We start from the raw sequence: 18,874 nt of genomic DNA on the forward strand, positions 1-18,874 counted from the left end.
TGCGGATTCCGACGAATTCGGCGGGCAATTCCGATATGAATTCGGCACCCTGTTCCGATTTCATTCCGGCACCCCATTCCGATTTGAAGCCGGCAGGTGCGAGGTGATTTGCCTGGGTCGTTCGTGATGATTGTCGTGGATGGATTTGACGGTCAAGCGATCGTGGCTGGAGGGCTCTGCGACTGGCGTTTTCGCATGCTCTCGCCGGCGAGTTCGATGCGGTAGGCATTGTGGGCAATACGATCCATGACGGCGTCGGCGATCGTGGGATTCCCGATAATCTCGTACCAGCGGTCCACGGGGATCTGGCTGGTGATGATGGTGGCGCGGCGCTCGTAACGATCCTCGGTGAGTTCGAGGAGATCGCGTCGCTGGGTATCGTCGAGTTTTTCCGGCCCCCAGTCGTCGATGATCAGGAGTTCGACCCTGGCGAGCGCCTTGAGCAGGCGGGCGTAGCGGCCCTCGTCACGGCCTGGGCCAGGGTGGTGAAGAGCCTCGGGGCGCGATGGTAGGCGACCGAGACATCGTCGCGGCAGGCCTTTTGCCCGAGGGCGCAGGCGAGCCAGCTCTTGCCGACGCCGGCCGGCCCGGTGATCAGCAAGCTGCGATGCTGACGGATCCAGTCGCCGCCGGCGAGGCTGAGGAAGAGCCCGCGGTCGAGGCCGCGCGACGCCTTGAAGTCAACATCCTCGATGCTGGCGTTGTGGCGCAGCCTGGCGGTGCGTGCGCGGTTCTCGAAGCGTTTTTGGCTGCGCGCGGTGCTCTCGCGTTCGAGCAGGAGGGCGAGCCAGTCGGCATGTTCGAGGGCGCGGCTTTCGGGYTGGGCCTGGAGCTCCTGGAAGCTCTTGGCCATGCCGTGCAGTCCGAGCTCGGCGAGCAAGGTCATGGTGGGATGGATCAACATGATGATGTCTCCTGGTGTCAGTGGAAGTAGCCGGGGCCGCGCAGATTGCTGTGCTCGATGATGGCGGCGGGTTCGGTGGAGGTCCTGGCTGGTGCCGCGGCTTGTCTGGCGGCGATGGCGGCAACCGCGCGGTAGGCGAAAGCGCCGATCTCGAGGGCGCGCGCGGAGACGGCTTCGGCCTGGGACGGCTTGAGGTCGCGGAACAGGCGCAGTACGCCGAGGCAGGTTCTGAAGCCGTGTTCGGGATGCGGGCGGTTGGCCAGGATGGCAATGACCAGGCCCTCCGTGCTCGGGCCCACCGTCGCCGCCCAGCGCCGAAGCCGTTCAGGGCTCCAGTCGGCGTAGCGCCGGTGAGAGCTCGGCATGTGATCGGGGTTGGTACCGTGCCGGCGTCCGCCATAGCGGCGCTGGTGAGCGGCGACGCGCTGGCCGCGATGGAAGACCTCGATCGTCCGGCTGGTGGCCCGCAGATCGACCTGTTCGCGGATCAGGCCGTGGGGGACGGAGTAGAAAWAGCCGTCATACTCGACGTGGTAATCGACGCCGGCGCGGGCCAGSCGCCACTCGGCGAACTCGTAATCCTCGGGCAGTACCGCCAGGGCCGGCCGCTCGACGGTCTCGAACAGATGGCGGCGGGTGACGCCAAGGCGCCGGATGACATGGTCGTTGATCCGGTSGACGGCGTCGCGGATCGCGGCATTGGCCTCGGCCAGCGAGAAGAAGGTCTGGTTGCGCAAGCGTCCAAGGATGGCGCTTTGCGCGAAGCGGACCCCGTTCTCGACCTTCGCCTTGTCGCGCGGTTTGCGGACGCGGGCCGGCAGTACGCCGACGCCGTAATGCGAGGCCATCATGCCGTAGCTGCGGTTGAGATCCGGATCGTAGAACGAAGCCTTGTTGACGCCGGCCTTCAGGTTGTCCGGCACGATCAGGCGGGGGACGCCGCCGAAAAACCGGAACATCCGCACATGCGAGCCGATCCAGTCCGGCAGGGCCTGGGTCCAACYTGYCTCGGCGAAGGTGAAGTTCGAGGCGCCAAGCACGCCGACGAAAATCTCGGCCTCCCGGATGACGCCGGTCCGGGCATCGACGATGCCGAGCTTCTTRCCGGAATAATCGACGAAGACCTTGTCGCCGGCGACGTGCTCCTGACGCATGGTCGGCGACAGCCGACGCTGGAAGCCGCGCAGGAGGTCACAGAAACGGCTATAGCCGTAGCCCTGCGGATGGACGCCGCGATACTCCTCCCACAGGATCGCCATCGTCACGCCGGGCTTCTTCAGCTCGAYGACGAGGTCGCCCCAGTTCGGCTCGGGGCGGCGACGCGCSCCCGAAAGAGCACCGGATCGCGCGAACAACCGGCCTGCCAGCGCATCATCGCTCAGCTCCGCCGGCAGCGGCCAGGACAGGCCGGCTTCCCGGGCTCGTGCCAGGTTCCCCTGCACGGTACTGCGCGCCACACCAAGACGACGCCCGATCTCGCCGGGGCTCAGATCTTCCTCAGCCAAACGCAGCATCTGCCGCAGTTGTCTCATGGTCAGCTTCCTCTTCGCAGGCATCACGGTCTCCGTCTCGGTCGATACGGAAAACGTCTGCCAGAGTGGCTGACCCAGGCCTCCAACACCCCTTCAGGGTGCCGGCTTCATCTCGGAATCACATGCCGGCTTCAAATCGGAATGCCCTGCCGGCTTCGCTTCGGAATACCCCGCCCGCTTCAATCGGAATCCGCAACCTGCTCACGAGCGCCAATCTCGGCACTCGCGATGTCCCCGCCGGGACGGCGGTTGTGGTGACCTCGTTGTTTCGGCTGACGTCCACTGGAACGTCGTTGCACACGTTGAGGCACCCGCCCCGAACATCATCATGAGGCGCTCGACCTCGGAAAGGACCATGACCCCGGCGATGACGGCGCGAAATCCGAGGTTGACAGCTCACCGCAATTAAAGGGCCGAAACACAGGCATAGAGCTGCGCCAGGACGCCGGCGTCGATCGTGTCGGTCTTGATCTTGGCGTAGGCAATCGCGCGCACCTGCTTCGGATTGGCGATGACCACCTTCTCCACGTGCGGAGCGATCACCGCCGCGGCCGACATCGCATTGCCTGTGGCCTCGATCACCACGATGTCGTCCGGCGACAGCTTTGTGGCGAATGCCTCCAGCAGGTCGCGCCGCATGTCGATGCGGCCCAGCCGCTTGAGCCTGCCGTTCTCCCATGCCACCGCCTCGCCGAAGCCGCGGGATGTCCAGTCCGATGATGCACATGCCTGCTCCCTCCGTCCGGGCTCGGTTAAAGACGGGAGCTGGCGGGCAACACGACACCTACTGATCCGCGCTCGCAGCGCATCCGGGAAAGTCGCGAGGGGCGGCCATGTAACGAGCTCGGGCTCTCAGCCCACTGTCTTTCGACGGCCTGCCCGCACCTTCGTGCTCCCGGCGCCCCGCGTCCCGGATGGGCTCACCATAAGGCCGTTCCAAAAGATGAACAGCGGGACAAAAAAGGCGCCGCAGATCACATACCGGATAACGGGCAGGTCGAGCGGATGAACCGCACCATCAAGGAAGCGACCGTCAAGCGCTTTCACTATGACGATCATCGCCAGTTCGAGGCGCACCTCACAGACTTCGTTGCCGCCTACAATTTCGGCCGCCGGCTGAAGACCCTTAGGGGGCTCACACCCTACGAGTTCATCTGCAAATGCTGGACTTCAGAGCCAGAACGATTCAGGCTCGATCCAATCCATCAAATGCCGGGACTGAACACCTAGTCCTCTCAATGGGCCAGAGCGGACTTCAAACTAGATCAGGAAACGCCCGAATAGAAGCGATCCGCGCCCAATCGGATCGGCTGCCCATTGCGCAGAAGTGCGTGTTCATAGACTGCGATGAACAGCAGAATGCGAGAAATCGAGATGGAAAGCAGACCGCCAGGCCGGAATCAATAACTGTTAGCCGCAGCCTGGGCTGAGGGTTGGATTCTCGCTACGTCGATAGACATATACCACCATCACCCGAGCACCTTTTGGCGGAGTGGACTGCCCCTTCCCGGGGCGAGGGTAGCCGATGTCGCGTTTGGCATTCAATGCGTTGTTGGCTCAATCCCCAACGAATGCTGGACTCCCGAAGCAATGCCGCCATCAGATGTTTGATCGCGCGATAATTGGCGCGCCAAAGAGAGTGGGCCCATACTATGATCAACTGCACGCCAACCTGACGCAACGTAACAAAACAACCGTCCGGTGAGACCTCAAACTGCGTACTTCCGTACATCTGGCACGAAATGCGCGTGGCTCATCATACAGCGCGTGATATTTGCTCTATTCGCCTTCGTCCACTCAACTGTACGGCGGATGCCCTCTTCATGCGAAATTTCGGCCACGAAGCCCAGTTTCTCGCGAGCCTTGTCGGTCGACGCGAAGCGCTGGCCGGAGCGATCCCAGTCGCGGGCAGGCGTCAGCGCGATTGGGGTGGCATTGCCAGTCGCAGCGTTGATCCGTTCCGCCAACTCGCGGATCGAGACCTCGGCGCCGGAGCCGAGATTGTAGATTTCGCCGGGGTCACCCTTGAGGCCACAGGCCATCAGCCCGCGAGCCATGTCCTCCACGAAAATGAAGTCGCGGGTCGCGATACCACCGTTCTCGACCGGCATAGCCTCGCCATGAAGTGACTTCCAGACGAAGGTCGGGGTCACATTGCGCCAAACAGTGGCAGACGTACCACGCCAGCGCCCAGCCCCCAGGATCTCGCCCGGCCCATAGACGTTCTGGAAGCGCGCCTTCACGAAGGGTAGACCGTAGCGGGTGTGATAATAATTCCCGTACATCTCTCCGATGAGCTTCGAGATCGAATACGGGCTGTCATGGAAGAGGGAGACGGGCGCCTCCTCGGTCGTTGCCGTCGCACCATCGAATGTCTTGGCAGCGACCGCGCAGCCCGCCGCGGAATAGACCACCTTCTTGAGCGACTTGATGTCCTTAAGGCGTTCGAACAGCTTCAGGGTGGTCAGCGTATTGTTTTCATGGTCCATGAGAGGGTCATGGATAGAGGACTGGTTCCCGTGGAAGCAGGCGAGATGGTAGGCGTAGTCGAGATCATCGTCGAGCGCAGCCAGGATGCGCTCGCTCGTAATCGACCCAGATACCAGCCGGACCGCCGGATCATCCGGAACATTGACCGGATCGGCTGACAGGAAATTGTCCACGATGGTCAGCTTGCGGGGACGTTCCTTCAGGATGAAGCGCACGAGATTCGAGCCAACGAAGCCCGCGCCACCAACGACGAGGACGTTCTTGCCCGTGAAGGTCTCGGTCATGAAATCGATCCGTTCTTTTCATCGCCAGCTGGCGCCTGCCCGCCGCGAGCAATCTGGCTTCGAGGTTCCGCCGCTCAGGCTTTCGCCGGGGGCGCCTTCAGGTGGCTGTAGATGGCGGTAACGCCATGGGCGTCATACCAGGTGAGCATCCGCCGAATGGTCTGTTCGAACGAGTAGCGCGGCCTCCAGCCGAAGGTCTCTATCGCCTTCGACGGATCGAGCACCACGGCAGGCACGTCGTCCGCTCCAGGCTCGACCTCGGGCACGGGCTCGGGCAGGGTGAGGCCGAGATGATCAACGACGATGTCGAAAATCTCCTTGATCGTGTGGCCAGTCCCCGTGGAGACATTGAAGACGCCGGTCGGCGCCCCCTCCGCCATGACCAGATCCATGACCGAAAAGAAATCGTCCATGTCGATGAAATCTCGGACTGTCCTTGAGCAGAAACAGCCTTTGCCCGCCTTCAGCCGCGTATAGAAGGTGGGAATCGGCCCGATGGCGAGGCGCGGCCCTGTCACATTTGCCAGGCGAAGCGAGACAAATGGCAGGCTGGACATGGCCAGGTAGTTCTCGCCGGCCTGCTTGGAGATGCCATAGCTCGTGAAAGGGCGAGCCGGAGCATCGACAGGGATCGGCAGGTGCTCCGGACGGCCATAGCCGAGAGCCGTATGAAAATTGACGAACCGCGTGACACCGGCCGATTTTGCGGCCTCGGCCACGTGAATCGTGCCTTCGACGTTCGTGCGGGTGTCCTCCAGCCAGTCGTCGGGGTCCTTGTAGGCCGCCGCCGAATGGATCACGTGGCTCGGCTTGAACTCCGCGAACAGCTTCTCAACCAGGGCCCGGTCCGTGACCGAGCCCTCCACGACATCCATGCTGGGATGCTCGCCCGGCAGCGAACCGCGCTGACCAGTGGCGAAATTGTCGAGCACGAGCACGTCGTGCCCGGCGTCAAGATATCGCTCGGTCAGGTTCGAGCCGAGGCAACCGGCCCCGCCGGTGATGAGTATCCGCATCGTTCGTCTCAGGCCTTGGACGCTGTCTTGATGTCGGCCCGGGCTTCTTTGAGATGCGTGTAGCCACCGACCACACCTTCCTTCTCCCAGCGCTCGACGGACAAGCGCGCAATCTCCTCGAGAGGCGTGAATGTAACGTCGCCGAAATCCGCGAAGGTGCGGGATGGGTCGAGAAGGATAGAGGGAGCATCATCGGGGCCGAGGGGCTTCACCTCGGGCTCGGGATAGTCGTTGAGCTTCATCGCCTTAACGACGGCGTCATAGAGTTCCTTGATCGCGACATCCTTGCCCGACGAGAAGTGGTAGGTCCCGTTACCCCTGCCGTCAGCGGCCTGCACCACGACCTTTGCGAGGTCACCAGCGAAGCAGAAATCGCGGCGGGCCGGCGTGACGAAGCACTTCTTTCCCTCAGCAAGGCGCCCGTAAAAGATTGGGAGCGGTCCGGAAACGTTGCGCGGGCCGATAACATTGGCGAGACGAAAGGTCACCCAGTCGACCCCCGAAAACTGGACGTAATGCTCGCCCGCCGTCTTCGAGATGGCGTAGCTCGAATTCACGGGGTTGATCGGATGATCGAGCTGGATTGGCTGCTGAAGCGGCTTGGTTCCATAGCACAACGCCGTCTGGAAATAGATCAGGCGGCCTACCTTGTGGGTCTTGCAGGACTTGGCGACATTGGCGCCGCCGACTGCGTTGACGAAGGCATCGGTCTCCCAGTCTTCCGGGTCCTTGTAGGACGCCGCCGTATGAACAACGACGTCCGGCTTAAACTCGGAAAAGAGCTGGTCAAGCAGCTTTCCATCCGTGATCGACCCTTCAACCTGGGTCAATCCGTCCTTGTCGAGCAGGTTGTCGCGGCGCCCCGTCGCAAAATTGTCTAGCGACATCACAGTGTCGCCGCGCTCGAGGAACATGTCCGCTGCTGTCGAGCCCACTTGGCCCGAGCCACCGGTAATGAAGACCTTCATGGTAAAGTCCCTATGATATCTGAAGTTATTGAGCAGCGACCTGAGCAGGCTCGATCTCGTCGAGCATGCGCCGATAGTCGGCCGCGCGATCATGGAAGAGCTGATGCCAGAGCTCGAGGCTCATCAGCCCCCAGGTCTTGCGTGAGAAGCGCTCGGCCTTGTCGAAATTGGCAAGGATCGCATCCGAATTGAAGAACTCGCGGTGCCGGCTCTTTTGAGTCGAGAAGACGTCCGAGACCATATCCTTCAGCTCTCCGGAGAACCACTCGTTCAGCGGGACTGGGAAGCCCATCTTGTCGCGCCTCTGGGCCAGTTCCTGCGGCAAGTCACCGGCGAAGGTAGATTTGATGAAATGCTTCATCTGCCCCCCCTTGAATTTGATGTCAGCCGGAATCGTTGCCGCAAATTCGACGACCGAGTGATCCAGCAGAGGCACGCGCGACTCCAGGCCATGCGCCATCGACATCCGATCCTCGACCTGCAGCAACGCAGGCAGCAGGCATTTGAAGTCGAAATGCGTCATCGAGTCGAAATAGGCTTCCTTCTTCACATTCCGCTCTGAATTGAAGATGGCCTGGAAACGCGAGAACACTCCCGCCCGATCCAACGCCGACCAATCGACCTCGTCAGCCATATCGGCAGAGCGGTCGATCAGCCGGAAATAGCGCTCGTCGAGCGAGCCGAACAGCCCCTTGGAGAAGAGCTGCCGGATCAACGGCTTGTATTCCTGGAGCACCGTCAGATGCGGAATGATCGATTCGGGCGTAACGACGAAGTTGCCATTCTTCTGCGTCCCGTCGATCGACGCCTTCAATGCCTGCTCGAGATAGGCGATCAGATATCTTGCATAGCCCCCAAAGATTTCGTCACCGCCCTGCCCGCCGAGCACCACCTTGACATGCCGCGCAGCCAATTCCGACACCATGTACTGCGGGAACGATCCTGGTCCGCCTACGGGTGTGTCGAGGTGATAGAGAACCTTGGAGATGTTATCGCGAAAGTCCTTTGCCGTGATTTCGATCTGATGGAGTTCGATCCCGCCGTTCCGACAGGCCGATTCGGCATAGGAGCTTTCGTCATAACCGGGGAACTCGGTGAATTTGCCATGAAACCCGATGCGACCAGAAGCCTCCTCCCGTCCCGCCAGGATGCCGATCAAACTTGAATCAATACCACCCGAGATATAGGCGCCGACCGGCACATCCGAGCGCAGATGAACGTTGACGGAATCGATCAGCCGACTCCGCATTTCCTCACCGAACCAGCGCGGCGTATGGTCCCAGTCGATGTCGTAATGCACATCCCAATAGCGGAAGACACGCAACTCACCATTTTCCACCGTCAGCGCATGGCCAGGCAGCAGCGTGTGGATGTGTTTGAACAGCGTTTTTTCGCCGATCGTGTACTGGAAGGTCATGTACTCGGCCAGGGCGTCCGCCTCGGTCGCGATCTCCGGCAACAGTGGCAGCAACGCCTTCATTTCCGAGGCGAAATACAGGGTACCCTCGATCACCGCATAGTAAAATGGCTTGATGCCGAAGCGGTCGCGCGCCGCGAAGAAGCGCTCGCCGTCCCACAGCCCGAAGGCGAACATGCCGCGCAGATGAGTCAGGCAGTCCACGCCCCATTTCGCATAGGCCGCCAGGACGGTTTCCGTGTCCGAGGACGAGCGGAAGTCCCAGCCCGACTTCAGCTCCGCCATCAGCTCGACGTAGTTATAGATCTCGCCGTTGAAGGTGATGACCGCGCCATTGCCGCCGATCATGGGCTGGCGGCCACCGGGCGACAGGTCGATGATGGCGAGCCGGCGATGGGCGAGTCCGCAGACGTCGCCCGGCGCCTGCCAAACGCCCTGCCCGTCCGGACCGCGATGCGCGATCAGGTGGCTCATGGTCGCGAGCGCGTTCCCAAGCTTAGCGACAGGCTGGCGAACGAGCGACACCGCTCCTGCAATTCCGCACATGGCAAACCTTCTGAAAGCTCTCCGGACGGAGGGTGAACCTCGTTTACCGAAACCAGGGGCACAAGCTACTGGCTGAACCTAGACGGCCTTTATCAGGAGTACCGCCGGTTGTCAGCATTGCGTGGGCTCCCCCTCAGAGGGTCGCGCCCGTGCGTTCCCCCCACAAGCCGAGATTCACGATGCGCCAAAGCGTGAAGTCGAGCGGACGGTCGCCGTCCAGCATTTCCTTCGCCAGCGCCCGCACCCCTGTCGCATTCATCAGCCCGGGGTAGCGCGACAGTGTCTTCTCGATCCCGTCTTCAACCAGACCACGCAGTGGCCCCCGGAACCAGATCTGCTCCGGTGTCGCGAAGCCGAGCTTGTCGCGCCGCTCGCGCACGGCTTCGGGAAGGATGCCCTTCATGCCCTGGCGCAGAACCCGTTTGGTGTCGCCACCGACGATCTTGTGGTCGTTGCCCAGAGCGAGGCTGAACTCGACCAGCGGATGATCGAGGAAAGGGACACGCGCCTCGATAGAATGTGCCATCGAGTTGCGGTCTTCCCAGTGCAGCAGCATGGCCAAATTGGAACCATAGGTCAGCGTTATGCACAGCGAGCGGAGGTCGGTGACGGCAGGCAACCCGAGCTCATCCGAGGCGAGCTCAAGCGCCGTCCGCGGATTGCCCTTCTGTCGCAAGGTATCGGTGCCGAGCCAATCATGTTGCGTCAACGCCCGGTGCTGCCGGCGCAGCAGGCCTGCCAGCCCCCGCGGTAGCAACGGAACGAGATGATTGCGAATCTGCTCGTAGATGGGGGTGCCGTGATAGCGGTTGCGCTCGATAATCGTCGTTAGCAACTGGCCGAATTGCCGCCGGCGCGTGAGGTCAGCCATGTAGTACGAGAAGCCACTGTGATACCCGGACAACTGCTCGTCAGCTCCTTGCCCGTCAAGCATGACCTTGACGCCGACGCGACGCGCCTCCTCGAACACGCACCACTGCGCGAAGATCGAAGTTGAACCGAAGGGTTCATCCTGATGCCAGGTGATATCCGAGGCCCGCTGGAACACGTCGTCGGCCTTCGGAAAGATAAAATGCGGCTCGGTATGGGCATGCGCAACAACCGCATCCATGAACGGCTTCTCATCGACACTCTTCTCGGCATAGCAGGCGGAAACCGTGTTGACCCTCGAACCGCCAGAGCCCGAGCCCATCATGCCTGACATCAGGCAGACGATCGCAGATGAATCGAGGCCCCCCGATAGGCACGATCCGACCGGAACGTCAGACCGAAGATGAAGCTGCACTGAATCCGTCAGGAGTTCGCGGAAGCGCTCCGCGGCCTCGCTCTCCGAAATCGAAAGCTCGCCGGCCGATGCCGGATACCACCGCCGCAACTTGACGGTCACGATGTCCGAGGCGCTCGCATCGATCGTGGCGCACTCGCCGCCGCGCACCTGCGTCACGCCTTCGAACATCGTCTCGGCCGTGTGGTCGGCGATGCCGGAGGCAAGAAAATCGTGCACCCGCGCGATGTTCATGCGACCACTCAGCCTTGGCAGGCCGAGCAATTGCTTGATCTCCGAGGCAAAGGCCGCACCGCGCGGCGTCGCAAACAGGTAGAGCGGCTTGATGCCGTACCGGTCACGCGCAGCGAAGAGCTTCTTGTCTCGTTCGTCCCATATCAGAAAGGCAAACATGCCCCGCAACCGCGGCAACGCGTCCTCGCCCCAGAGCATGTAGGCCCGTAGCAGTACCTCGGAGTCCGACTCTGAGACGAAGATCTCGCCCTTCGCCCGCATCTCCTCGCGCAATTCGATATAATTATAGATCTCGCCGTTGAACACGAGCCAGTAACGGCCCGACGGATCGCACATCGGCTGCAATCCGGCATCCGTTACGTCGATGATCGCAAGTCGGCGATGCCCGAGCGCCACTGGACCTACCCGGCTGGAAAAGGTCCTCCAACCACGACCATCGGGACCGCGATGTGCGACGACATCGATCCGTTGGGGGTCCGGCTCAAAGCCAACAGACCCAAAAATCCCACACATAAGCCAACCTCGCCGGTGTAGATCCAGGCTACCGGATCCCCGCCAAAAACAACCATTCGCGAAGGCTTATATTGATGGCACCCCGATTGGTCGAGAGGAGCACAGCCCCTGAGCGAGACGAGGTGTTGACGCACCGGCATTGAACTGCGGCCGGCGGAACAGGCCATTGCATACAAATGCCCAGGTGATCGCTCCGGCTCGCAGACTCAGCCTCAACCAGGCGCTCCAACCATCAGGGGTTAGCATGTTCGCGGCGCCGACGAGCTGAAGCCGCTGTGGCTCATCGGCCCGCTCGAGTGCACACAGAAAGTGATACGCCGGGAGCAGCAAGGCGCTGCCCCCGCATGTCGAACAACGTTACGCTACCTTCGCCACCACCGCCGGCTTCTCCCACTCTTCGCCCCAGATCATCACGGCATGGCCGGGTGAGACCTCGCGGAACTGGCGGATCGGCGGGACGTAGTCGGGCGCACGCACCGGGCTCTTGATCTCGTCGTTCGAGACCGGGCGCTTCTCGAGGCGCCGTGCCGGATCCGGCACAGGCACTGCCGCAAGCAGCCGCTTGGTGTAGGGGTGCTGCGGATTGCCGAAGATCGCCTCGCGCGGGCCGATCTCGACGATCTCGCCGAGATACATCACCGCCACCCGGTGGCTGACGCGCTCGACCACCGCCATGTCATGCGAGATGAAGAGATAACCGAGCTTCATCCGCTCCTGCAGTTCGAGCATCAGGTTGATCACCTGCGCCTTGACCGAGACGTCGAGCGCCGAGACCGATTCATCCGCCACGATCAGCCGCGGCTCGACCGCGAGTGCGCGTGCAATGCAGATGCGCTGACGCTGGCCGCCGGAGAACTCATGCGGGAAGCGGCTCGCCATATCGGGCTGAAGCCCGACGCGGCGCAGCAGCTCGGCGACCTTGTCGCGGGCCTCCGAGCGGGTCGCGAGCTTGTTGATCAGCAGCGGCTCGGCAATCGCCGCGCCGACATTCATGCGCGGATCGAGGCTGGCGAAGGGGTCCTGGAAGATCATCTGCATGCGCTTGCGCCGGTCGCGCAGGGTCCGCTGGTCGAGCTTCAGCACATCCTCGCCGTCAAGCAGCACCGAGCCGGAGAGCGGCTCGATCAGCCGCATCACCGAACGCCCCGTCGTCGACTTGCCGCAACCGGATTCGCCGACCAGCGCCAGCGTCTCGCCCGCCTGCAGGCTGAAGGAGACGTTCTCGACCGCATGGACCCGGCCCTTGACGCCGCCGAGCAGCCCCGCGCGGATCTCGAAACGGGTGGTGAGCCCGCTGACCTCGAGCACCGGACGCTCGGCATGCGCCACAGTATCGGATGTCTCGGTCGGGACGTCCGACAGCCCCGTTGCGCGGTCGACCACCGGGAAGCGCATCGGCCGCTTGTGGCCGATCATCGAGCCCAGCTTCGGCACCGCTGAAAGCAACGACCGGGTATAGGGGTGCGTGGCGCGGGCGAAGATATCCTCGGTGGCGCCGGTCTCCACCGCCTGGCCGTTATACATCACCACCGTGCGGTCGGCGATCTCGGCGACCACGCCCATGTCGTGGGTGATGAAGAGGACGGACATGCCCTCCTCGTCCTGCAGGCTCTTGATGAGCTCGAGGATCTGGGCCTGGATCGTCACGTCGAGCGCTGTTGTCGGCTCATCCGCGATGAGGAGCTTCGGCTTGCAGGCCAAGGCCATCGCGATCATCACGCGCTGGCGCATGCCGCCGGAGAAGCGGTGCGGATACTCGTTGAATCGCGACTTCGCGGCCGGGATACGGACCTTCTCCAAGAGCCGGATCGTCTCGGCCTCGGCCGCACTGCGCGACAACCCGCGGTGCAGGATCAACGCCTCGGCGATCTGGAAACCGATGGTCAGCACCGGATTCAGGCTCGTCATCGGCTCCTGGAAGATCATCGCGACTTCGTTGCCGCGGATATGGCGCATATCGGCATCGGGCAAGGTCAGCAGTTCCTTGCCGCCGAGCTTGATCGAGCCTTCGATCTTGCTCGAGCCGGGCGGTGTCAGCCGCATGATCGAGAGCGCCGTCACGCTCTTGCCGGAGCCTGATTCACCAACGACGGCCACCGTTTCCTTCGGTCCGATATCGAAGGAAACGTCGCGGACCACGGAGCGCCACTGCCCCTCGACACGGAACGAGGTGGTCAGATGCGAAACGGAGAGAATGGGAGAGGTCATGCTGAAGCTTTCCAGTCTTTCCTAGATCACGCGGCGCGGGTCGAGCGCGTCGCGCAAGCCATCGCCAATGAAGTTGATCGAGAGAACGGTGAGGAAGATCGCGGCACCTGGGAACAAGGCCCAGTGCGGGGCGACATCGAGATGATCCTTGGCGTCGAACAGGATCCGCCCCCAGGTCGGGATGTCCGGCGGGAAGCCGAGACCAAGGAAGGACAGGGTCGATTCGGCGATGATCGCAGACGACACCTCGATGGTGCCGGCAACGATGACCGGTCCCATCGCGTTGGGCAGGATGTGGCTGACGACCTGTCGCCATTTCGTCGCGCCCGACGCACGCGCCGCCTCCACGAACTCCTTCTCGCGCAGCGAGAAGAACTGGGCCCGGACCAGGCGGGCAACAGGCATCCAGCGCAACCCGCCGATGACGACAACGATCAGGACGAAGACGCCGCCCTCAAGCCCGAAAACGGCCTTGAGCTGTTCGCGGAACAGATAGATCACCAGCAGCAGCAGCGGCAGCTGCGGCAGCGACAGGAAGAGGTCGGTGACCCACATCAGGAAGGAGTCGACATAGCCGCGCGACATGCCGGCGATCGCCCCGACGACGACGCCGACGAACGTGGCGACCACCATGGCGGCGAGGCCGACTGCGAGCGAGATGCGCCCGCCATAGATCATCCGCGCCAGAATATCCTGGCCGAGATCGTCGGTGCCGAACGGATGGCTCCAGGACGGCGTCTGCAGCTGTGCCGCGAAGTCGATATCGTTGATCGCCACAGGCCAGAGCCATGGGCCAATGACGACGCCGAGCACAAGCAGGCCGAGCACGATCGTGCTGATCATTGCCAGGCGGTGTCGGCGGAAGCGGCGCCAGGTCTCGCGCGCTGGCGAGACCGACACGCTCCGCGCCGGCGAGCCGGAAGTCGGCTCAGCGGAAGGAGATACGAGGGTCGAGCCAGCCATAAAGGAGATCCGCAATGAGGTTGAAGAAAACGACGAGGCAGGCGAAGACGAAGGTCACCGCCATGACGACCGGGGTGTCGTTGGCGAGAATCGCCGTGATCAGCAGCGAGCCGATGCCGGGCACACGGAAAATCTGTTCCGTGACGATAGCACCGCCGAAGACCGCCGGCATCTGCAGCGCGACCAGCGTGACGACCGGGATCAGCGCGTTGCGCGCCACATGCCGGATCGTCACCTTCGTCTCGCTGAGGCCCTTTGCCCGGGCGGTGGTGACATAGTCGAGCCTGACGACGTCGAGCACGGCGGAGCGCACATAGCGCGTATAGGAGGCTGCCTGAAAGAGACCGAGCACCAGGATCGGCATCAGCGCCTGCCGCATCATCTCCCAGTACCAGCGCCAGCCTGTCGCCGCGATATCGGAGCGATAGACGAAGGGCAGCCAGTCCAGCTTGATCGAGAACAGCAGGATGAAGAGCAGGCCGGTGAAGAAGGTCGGCAGCGAGAAACCGACGAAGGCGAGCGTGTTGGCGATCTGGTCGAAGACCGAATAAGGCCGCGTCGCGGCATAGATGCCGACCGGCAGCGCGATCGCAAGCGCCAGCAGCTGCGAGCTGCCAACGACGAAGAGCGTCGTCGGGACCCGCTGCAGGATGAGATCGTCGACATTGATTCGGCTGGCGAAGGAAAAGCCCCAATCGCCCTGCACCATGGCCGTCAGCCAGCGCACATAGCGCACCATGACCGGATCATCGATGCCGAACTTCGCGCGCAACGCCATTCGGACTTCGGGAGGCACATTGGGATTGGTCGCGAGCTCCTCGAACGGGTCGCCAGGCGCCAGCGCAAGAACCGTAAACAGGATCAGGCTGATGCCTAGAAGGCTCGGAATGGCGATGAGCAATCGCCTTATGAGGTAACTCGCCATGTACAGGTCTCTGTCAGCGTGCGGATCGGGACCGTAAACCGGAACCGAAGGATGCAGGGAGCGACGAAGACGCCCCTGCGATGATCCGGCTCCGGCCGGTCAATGAACGGTCGGTACTCACCCTTAGCGAGAGCGCATTGCGCTTTCGCTAAGGGATTGGCCGCTTCTACTAGCTGCGATACCAGCTCGCCAGTCGCCAGACGTCACTGTCCCAGCCGCTGTATTTCGGCACCAGGTTGTTGGCCGCCGCGGCGACGCGCGTACGCGACAGAAGCGGCAGGATGACGTTGGCCTCGCAGAAGGCCTCATCGACCTTGATCAGCAGCGCGGCGCGCTTGGCTGGGTCGAGCTCTTTCTGCGCAGCCTTGTAGGCGTCGTCCGCTTCCTTGCTGGCGTAGCGCGAGACGTTGCGACCGAGCCACTTGTTCTCCTTGTTGGCGATCTCCCAGGAGGTGAACTGGTTGAGGAAGCGCTCCGGATCCGGCTGCGGCTGCGTCGTGGTGTACATCTCCATGTCGGAGTAGAGCTTGGTGTAGGTGTCGGGGTTGGCGACGTCCGAGGAGAAGAACACGGACGCGGTCACCGACTTCAGTTCGAGATCGATGCCGGCGCGCTGGCAGGCCTGCTTGATGATCGCCTGGGTCTTCTGGCGCGGCGCATTGATCGAGGTCTGGAAGACGTATTTCAGCTTCTTGCCATCCTTCTCGCGGATGCCGTCGGCGCCCTTCTTCCAGCCGGCGTCGTCGAGGATCTTGTTGGCCTTCTCGACGCTGAACTCGTATTTCAGCTTATTCGACTTGAACATCTTCGGCTCGTTGACGAAGCTCGCCGTCGCCGTGCCGCCGCGGCCATAGATGAATTTCTGGATCGAATCGCGGTCGATCAGCAGGTTGATCGCCTGGCGCACGGCCGGATCGCTGAGCGTCGGATGCTTGGTCTTGACGCTCGAACGCTCGCCATCGACCTCGGTCCACGGATCCGTCGTGTTGAGGATGATGAACTCGATATTGCCGCTTGGAACCGCCAGCACGCGCCCGCGCCCGCCGGTCTCCATGCGCTTGAGGATCTCGTCCTCGACCAGCATGTTCCAGGCATAGTCGAACTCGCCGGTCTGCAGCACGGCGCGCGCCGCCGAGACTGCGTCGCCGCCGCCCTTGACCTCGATCGTGTCGAAATGCGGCTGGTTCTTGACGTGATAATCGGGGTTGCGCTCGCCGGTGACGATGTCACCTGGCTTGAAGTCGACGAACTTGTAGGGGCCGGTGCCGACGGGCTTCAGATTGGCCGGAGCCTCGCGCGACTTAGCTCCCTTGAACTCGCCGAAATGGTGCTTCGGGATAATCATGCCAGCGACGCCGACGAAGGCATCGGCCCAGAACGGCGTTGCCTCGGCGAAGATGACTTTGACAGTGTGGGAGTCGACCTTCTCGACCTTGATGTCCTTGTAGGAGCCGGTGGTGTAGGCGGCGGTGGCCGGATCGGCTGCATATTCCCAGTTGAAGACGACGTCATCGGCCGTGAACGGCTTGCCGTCATGCCATTTGACGCCCTGCTTCAGTTTCCACGTCACCGACTTGCCGTCGGCCGAGAGACCGCCATTCTCCTTGGAAGGGACTTCGGCAGCGAGGCACGGAATGAGATTGCCTTCGGCATCCCAGCCGGCGAGCGGTTCATAGAAGACGCGCGAGGCCTCCTGGTCCTTGGTGCCAGAGGCGAAATGCGGGTTCAGCAGGGTCGGCGCCTGCCAGAGCAGGATCTTCAGCGGCCCGCCGCCACCGGCCTTGGTCGGCTTGTAATCGTCGACCGGCTGCGCCATCGCAACGCCGTTCCAGGCCAGCATCTGGGTTGCGATCGGTGCGCTCAGTCCCAGCGCCACCATCTTCTGCACGAAGGAGCGCCGCGACAGGCCACCTTCCTTCACATCCGCGATCAAACCTCGCAGGCCGTGTTCGTTCATACATACCCTCCGCCAATCGGCAACCGACAAAACTCCGGAGGTCTTGCGCCCCCTGCTTTTCCCTCAAGCTGCTCCCAGCAAGGCATGTGCCAAAGAGCGCGTCAACCATGCAGCGCAGCGCCTTGCAGTCCCGCTTGGAACTGACTGGACGAGACTCTCCTGGCTTGCTCAAATGCGGAAACACTTAGAAGCGAGATAAAAATGGACAATCGAAACGACCTCTGGCGCCAGGTTGACGCAAGCAAGGAGCGCTTCATCGCGCTGAGCGAACGGGTCTGGGGCATGCCCGAGGTCTGCTATACCGAACAGCGCTCCGTGGCCGAACATGTCGCCGAGCTCCGCCACCAGGGCTTTCGAATCACCGAGAACGTCGCCGACATCCCGACAGCCGTCATCGGCGAGGCCGGAGAAGGCGGCCCGGTCATCGCCTTCCTCGGCGAATATGACGCACTCCCCGGCCTCAGCCAGGAGGCGGGTGTTGCCACGCACCAGCCGCTCGAGGATGGCGGCCATGGTCATGGCTGTGGACATAACCTGCTCGGCTCCGCCGCACTGCTCGCCGCCACTGCGATGAAGAACTGGCTGGCCGAGAACAAGATCCCGGGGCGCGTGCGCTACTATGGCTGCCCTGCTGAGGAAGGCGGCGCAGCCAAGGCCTTCATGGTTCGCTCGGGTGCCTTCGACGACGCCGATGTTGCGATTTCCTGGCACCCGTCGAGCTTCTGGGAGGTCACCCCTCCCCTCTCGCTCGCCAATACGCGTGCCGATTTCATCTTCACCGGCCGCGCCGCCCATGCTGCGGCCTCGCCGCATCTCGGCCGCAGCGCGCTCGACGCCGTCGAGTTGATGAGTGTCGGCGTCAACTATATGCGCGAGCACATGCCAAGCGACGCGCGCGTGCACTACGCGCTGCTGGATACGGGCGGCATCGCCCCCAACGTCGTGCAGGCGCATGCCCGCGTCCGCTACTCGATTCGCGCGCGCGATTTGCCCGGCATGCTCGAGCTCGTCGAACGCGTCCGCAAGATCGCCGAGGGCGCGGCATTGATGACCGAAACCAAGATGGAGATGCGCATCATCAGCGCCGTCTCGAACGTCGTCGGCAACACCCCGCTCGAGAAGGCCATGCACGGCATTCTCGAGGAGCTCGGCGCTCCGCATTTCGACGAGACCGACCGCGCCTTCGCCCGCGATATCCGCTCGACGCTCTCGCCTCAGGAGATCGCGTCCTCCTGGCGCTCGATCGGCCTGCCTGAAACCGAGGCTCCGCTTGCCGATTTCGTCGTCCCGCTCGACGCGCCGCGCAATCCGATGATCGGCTCGACGGATGTCGGCGACGTCAGCTGGGTCGTGCCGACGGTTCAGGCTCACGCGCCAACCGTCGCGATCGGCACGCCTTTCCACACCTGGCAGGTGGTGGCGCAGGGCAAAAGCCCGGCCGCGCACAAGGCCATGGTCCAGGTTGCCAAGGCGATGGCAGCGACCGGAGCCGCCGTGCTCTCGGACCCTGCCCTGATGGCTGCGGCAAAGGCCGACCTGAAGACCCGCGTCGGCAAGGATGGCTATGTCTCGCCACTGCCGGGGGAAGTGCAGCCGCCGCTGAACATGTCGCGCGGCTGAGACATAAAACAA

General features: G+C 62.7%; 11 protein-coding genes and 3 pseudogenes. 2 read left to right on the forward strand and 12 right to left on the reverse strand.

Annotation, left to right across the window (positions count from 1 at the left end):
• Positions 1-152: 152 nt before the first annotated feature.
• The 3 genes and pseudogenes from istB to AC1DW9_RS13260 form a co-directional block, all read right to left on the reverse strand.
• Positions 153-904, reverse strand: a pseudogene (istB, locus tag AC1DW9_RS13250) (IS21-like element helper ATPase IstB).
• 17 nt (positions 905-921) lie between these two features.
• Positions 922-2,460 (reverse strand): IS21 family transposase, encoded by a 1,539-nt coding sequence (gene istA / locus AC1DW9_RS13255; RefSeq protein WP_476777560.1) that lies wholly within the window; start codon positions 2,458-2,460, stop codon positions 922-924.
• A gap of 399 nt (positions 2,461-2,859) precedes the next feature.
• Positions 2,860-3,163, reverse strand: a pseudogene (locus AC1DW9_RS13260) (IS110 family transposase); the annotation flags it as partial.
• Positions 3,164-3,423: 260 nt separating this feature from the next.
• Here AC1DW9_RS13260 and AC1DW9_RS13265 point away from each other — a divergent pair.
• A pseudogene (locus AC1DW9_RS13265) lies at positions 3,424-3,666 on the forward strand (integrase core domain-containing protein); the annotation flags it as partial.
• 479 nt (positions 3,667-4,145) lie between these two features.
• On the opposite strand, the gene AC1DW9_RS13270 reads toward AC1DW9_RS13265, so the two are convergent.
• The 9 genes from AC1DW9_RS13270 to AC1DW9_RS13310 all read right to left on the reverse strand — a co-directional run bounded on the left by AC1DW9_RS13270 (position 4,146) and on the right by AC1DW9_RS13310 (position 17,242).
• A complete protein-coding gene (locus AC1DW9_RS13270; protein ID WP_476776029.1) occupies positions 4,146-5,210 on the reverse strand; it encodes an NAD-dependent epimerase/dehydratase family protein in 1,065 nt (354 codons plus the stop codon).
• Between the two features lie 74 nt (positions 5,211-5,284).
• On the reverse strand, positions 5,285-6,226 hold the full coding sequence (locus tag AC1DW9_RS13275; protein ID WP_476776030.1) for an NAD-dependent epimerase/dehydratase family protein: 942 nt from the start codon (positions 6,224-6,226) through the stop codon (positions 5,285-5,287).
• A gap of 8 nt (positions 6,227-6,234) precedes the next feature.
• Positions 6,235-7,194, reverse strand: a complete 960-nt coding sequence (locus AC1DW9_RS13280; protein WP_476776031.1) for an NAD-dependent epimerase/dehydratase family protein — start codon at positions 7,192-7,194, stop codon at positions 6,235-6,237.
• A gap of 25 nt (positions 7,195-7,219) precedes the next feature.
• Entirely contained in the window at positions 7,220-9,157 is a 1,938-nt protein-coding gene (gene asnB / locus AC1DW9_RS13285) for an asparagine synthase (glutamine-hydrolyzing) (RefSeq protein WP_476776032.1), read from the reverse strand.
• Between the two features lie 133 nt (positions 9,158-9,290).
• Positions 9,291-11,189: an asparagine synthase (glutamine-hydrolyzing) gene (gene asnB, locus AC1DW9_RS13290; RefSeq protein WP_476776033.1), complete on the reverse strand. Its 1,899-nt coding sequence runs from the start codon at positions 11,187-11,189 to the stop codon at positions 9,291-9,293.
• A gap of 357 nt (positions 11,190-11,546) precedes the next feature.
• Positions 11,547-13,397, reverse strand: coding sequence for an ABC transporter ATP-binding protein (locus AC1DW9_RS13295; protein WP_113510929.1), 1,851 nt, complete (start codon positions 13,395-13,397; stop codon positions 11,547-11,549).
• A gap of 21 nt (positions 13,398-13,418) precedes the next feature.
• Positions 13,419-14,360, reverse strand: coding sequence for an ABC transporter permease (locus AC1DW9_RS13300; RefSeq protein WP_113510930.1), 942 nt, complete (start codon positions 14,358-14,360; stop codon positions 13,419-13,421).
• The gene (locus AC1DW9_RS13305; protein ID WP_113510931.1) at positions 14,326-15,285 is read right to left on the reverse strand and encodes an ABC transporter permease; all 960 of its coding nucleotides are present in this window, start codon (positions 15,283-15,285) and stop codon (positions 14,326-14,328) included. The genes AC1DW9_RS13300 and AC1DW9_RS13305 overlap by 35 nt, the downstream gene beginning before the upstream one ends.
• Before the next feature lie 169 nt (positions 15,286-15,454).
• Positions 15,455-17,242: a peptide ABC transporter substrate-binding protein gene (locus AC1DW9_RS13310; RefSeq protein WP_476776034.1), complete on the reverse strand. Its 1,788-nt coding sequence runs from the start codon at positions 17,240-17,242 to the stop codon at positions 15,455-15,457.
• Between the two features lie 201 nt (positions 17,243-17,443).
• Here AC1DW9_RS13310 and AC1DW9_RS13315 point away from each other — a divergent pair, with 201 nt between their 5' ends.
• Positions 17,444-18,862: a M20 family metallopeptidase gene (locus tag AC1DW9_RS13315; protein WP_476776035.1), complete on the forward strand. Its 1,419-nt coding sequence runs from the start codon at positions 17,444-17,446 to the stop codon at positions 18,860-18,862.
• The last annotated feature ends 12 nt before the right edge of the window (positions 18,863-18,874 follow it).

It is taken from the genome of Allobosea sp. P4_E12 (assembly GCF_056401655.1).

Excerpts from the sequence above, each read along its gene's own strand:
- AC1DW9_RS13270 (WP_476776029.1), bottom strand. The coding sequence starts at position 5,210 with ATGACCGAGACCTTCACGGGCAAGAACGTCCTCGTCGTTGGTGGCGCG.
- AC1DW9_RS13275 (WP_476776030.1), bottom strand. The coding sequence starts at position 6,226 with ATGCGGATACTCATCACCGGCGGGGCCGGTTGCCTCGGCTCGAACCTG.
- AC1DW9_RS13280 (WP_476776031.1), bottom strand. The coding sequence starts at position 7,194 with ATGAAGGTCTTCATTACCGGTGGCTCGGGCCAAGTGGGCTCGACAGCA.
- asnB (WP_476776032.1), bottom strand. The coding sequence starts at position 9,157 with ATGTGCGGAATTGCAGGAGCGGTGTCGCTCGTTCGCCAGCCTGTCGCT.
- asnB (WP_476776033.1), bottom strand. The coding sequence starts at position 11,189 with ATGTGTGGGATTTTTGGGTCTGTTGGCTTTGAGCCGGACCCCCAACGG.
- AC1DW9_RS13295 (WP_113510929.1), bottom strand. The coding sequence starts at position 13,397 with ATGACCTCTCCCATTCTCTCCGTTTCGCATCTGACCACCTCGTTCCGT.
- AC1DW9_RS13300 (WP_113510930.1), bottom strand. The coding sequence starts at position 14,360 with ATGGCTGGCTCGACCCTCGTATCTCCTTCCGCTGAGCCGACTTCCGGC.
- AC1DW9_RS13305 (WP_113510931.1), bottom strand. The coding sequence starts at position 15,285 with ATGGCGAGTTACCTCATAAGGCGATTGCTCATCGCCATTCCGAGCCTT.
- AC1DW9_RS13310 (WP_476776034.1), bottom strand. The coding sequence starts at position 17,242 with ATGAACGAACACGGCCTGCGAGGTTTGATCGCGGATGTGAAGGAAGGT.
- AC1DW9_RS13315 (WP_476776035.1), top strand. The coding sequence starts at position 17,444 with ATGGACAATCGAAACGACCTCTGGCGCCAGGTTGACGCAAGCAAGGAG.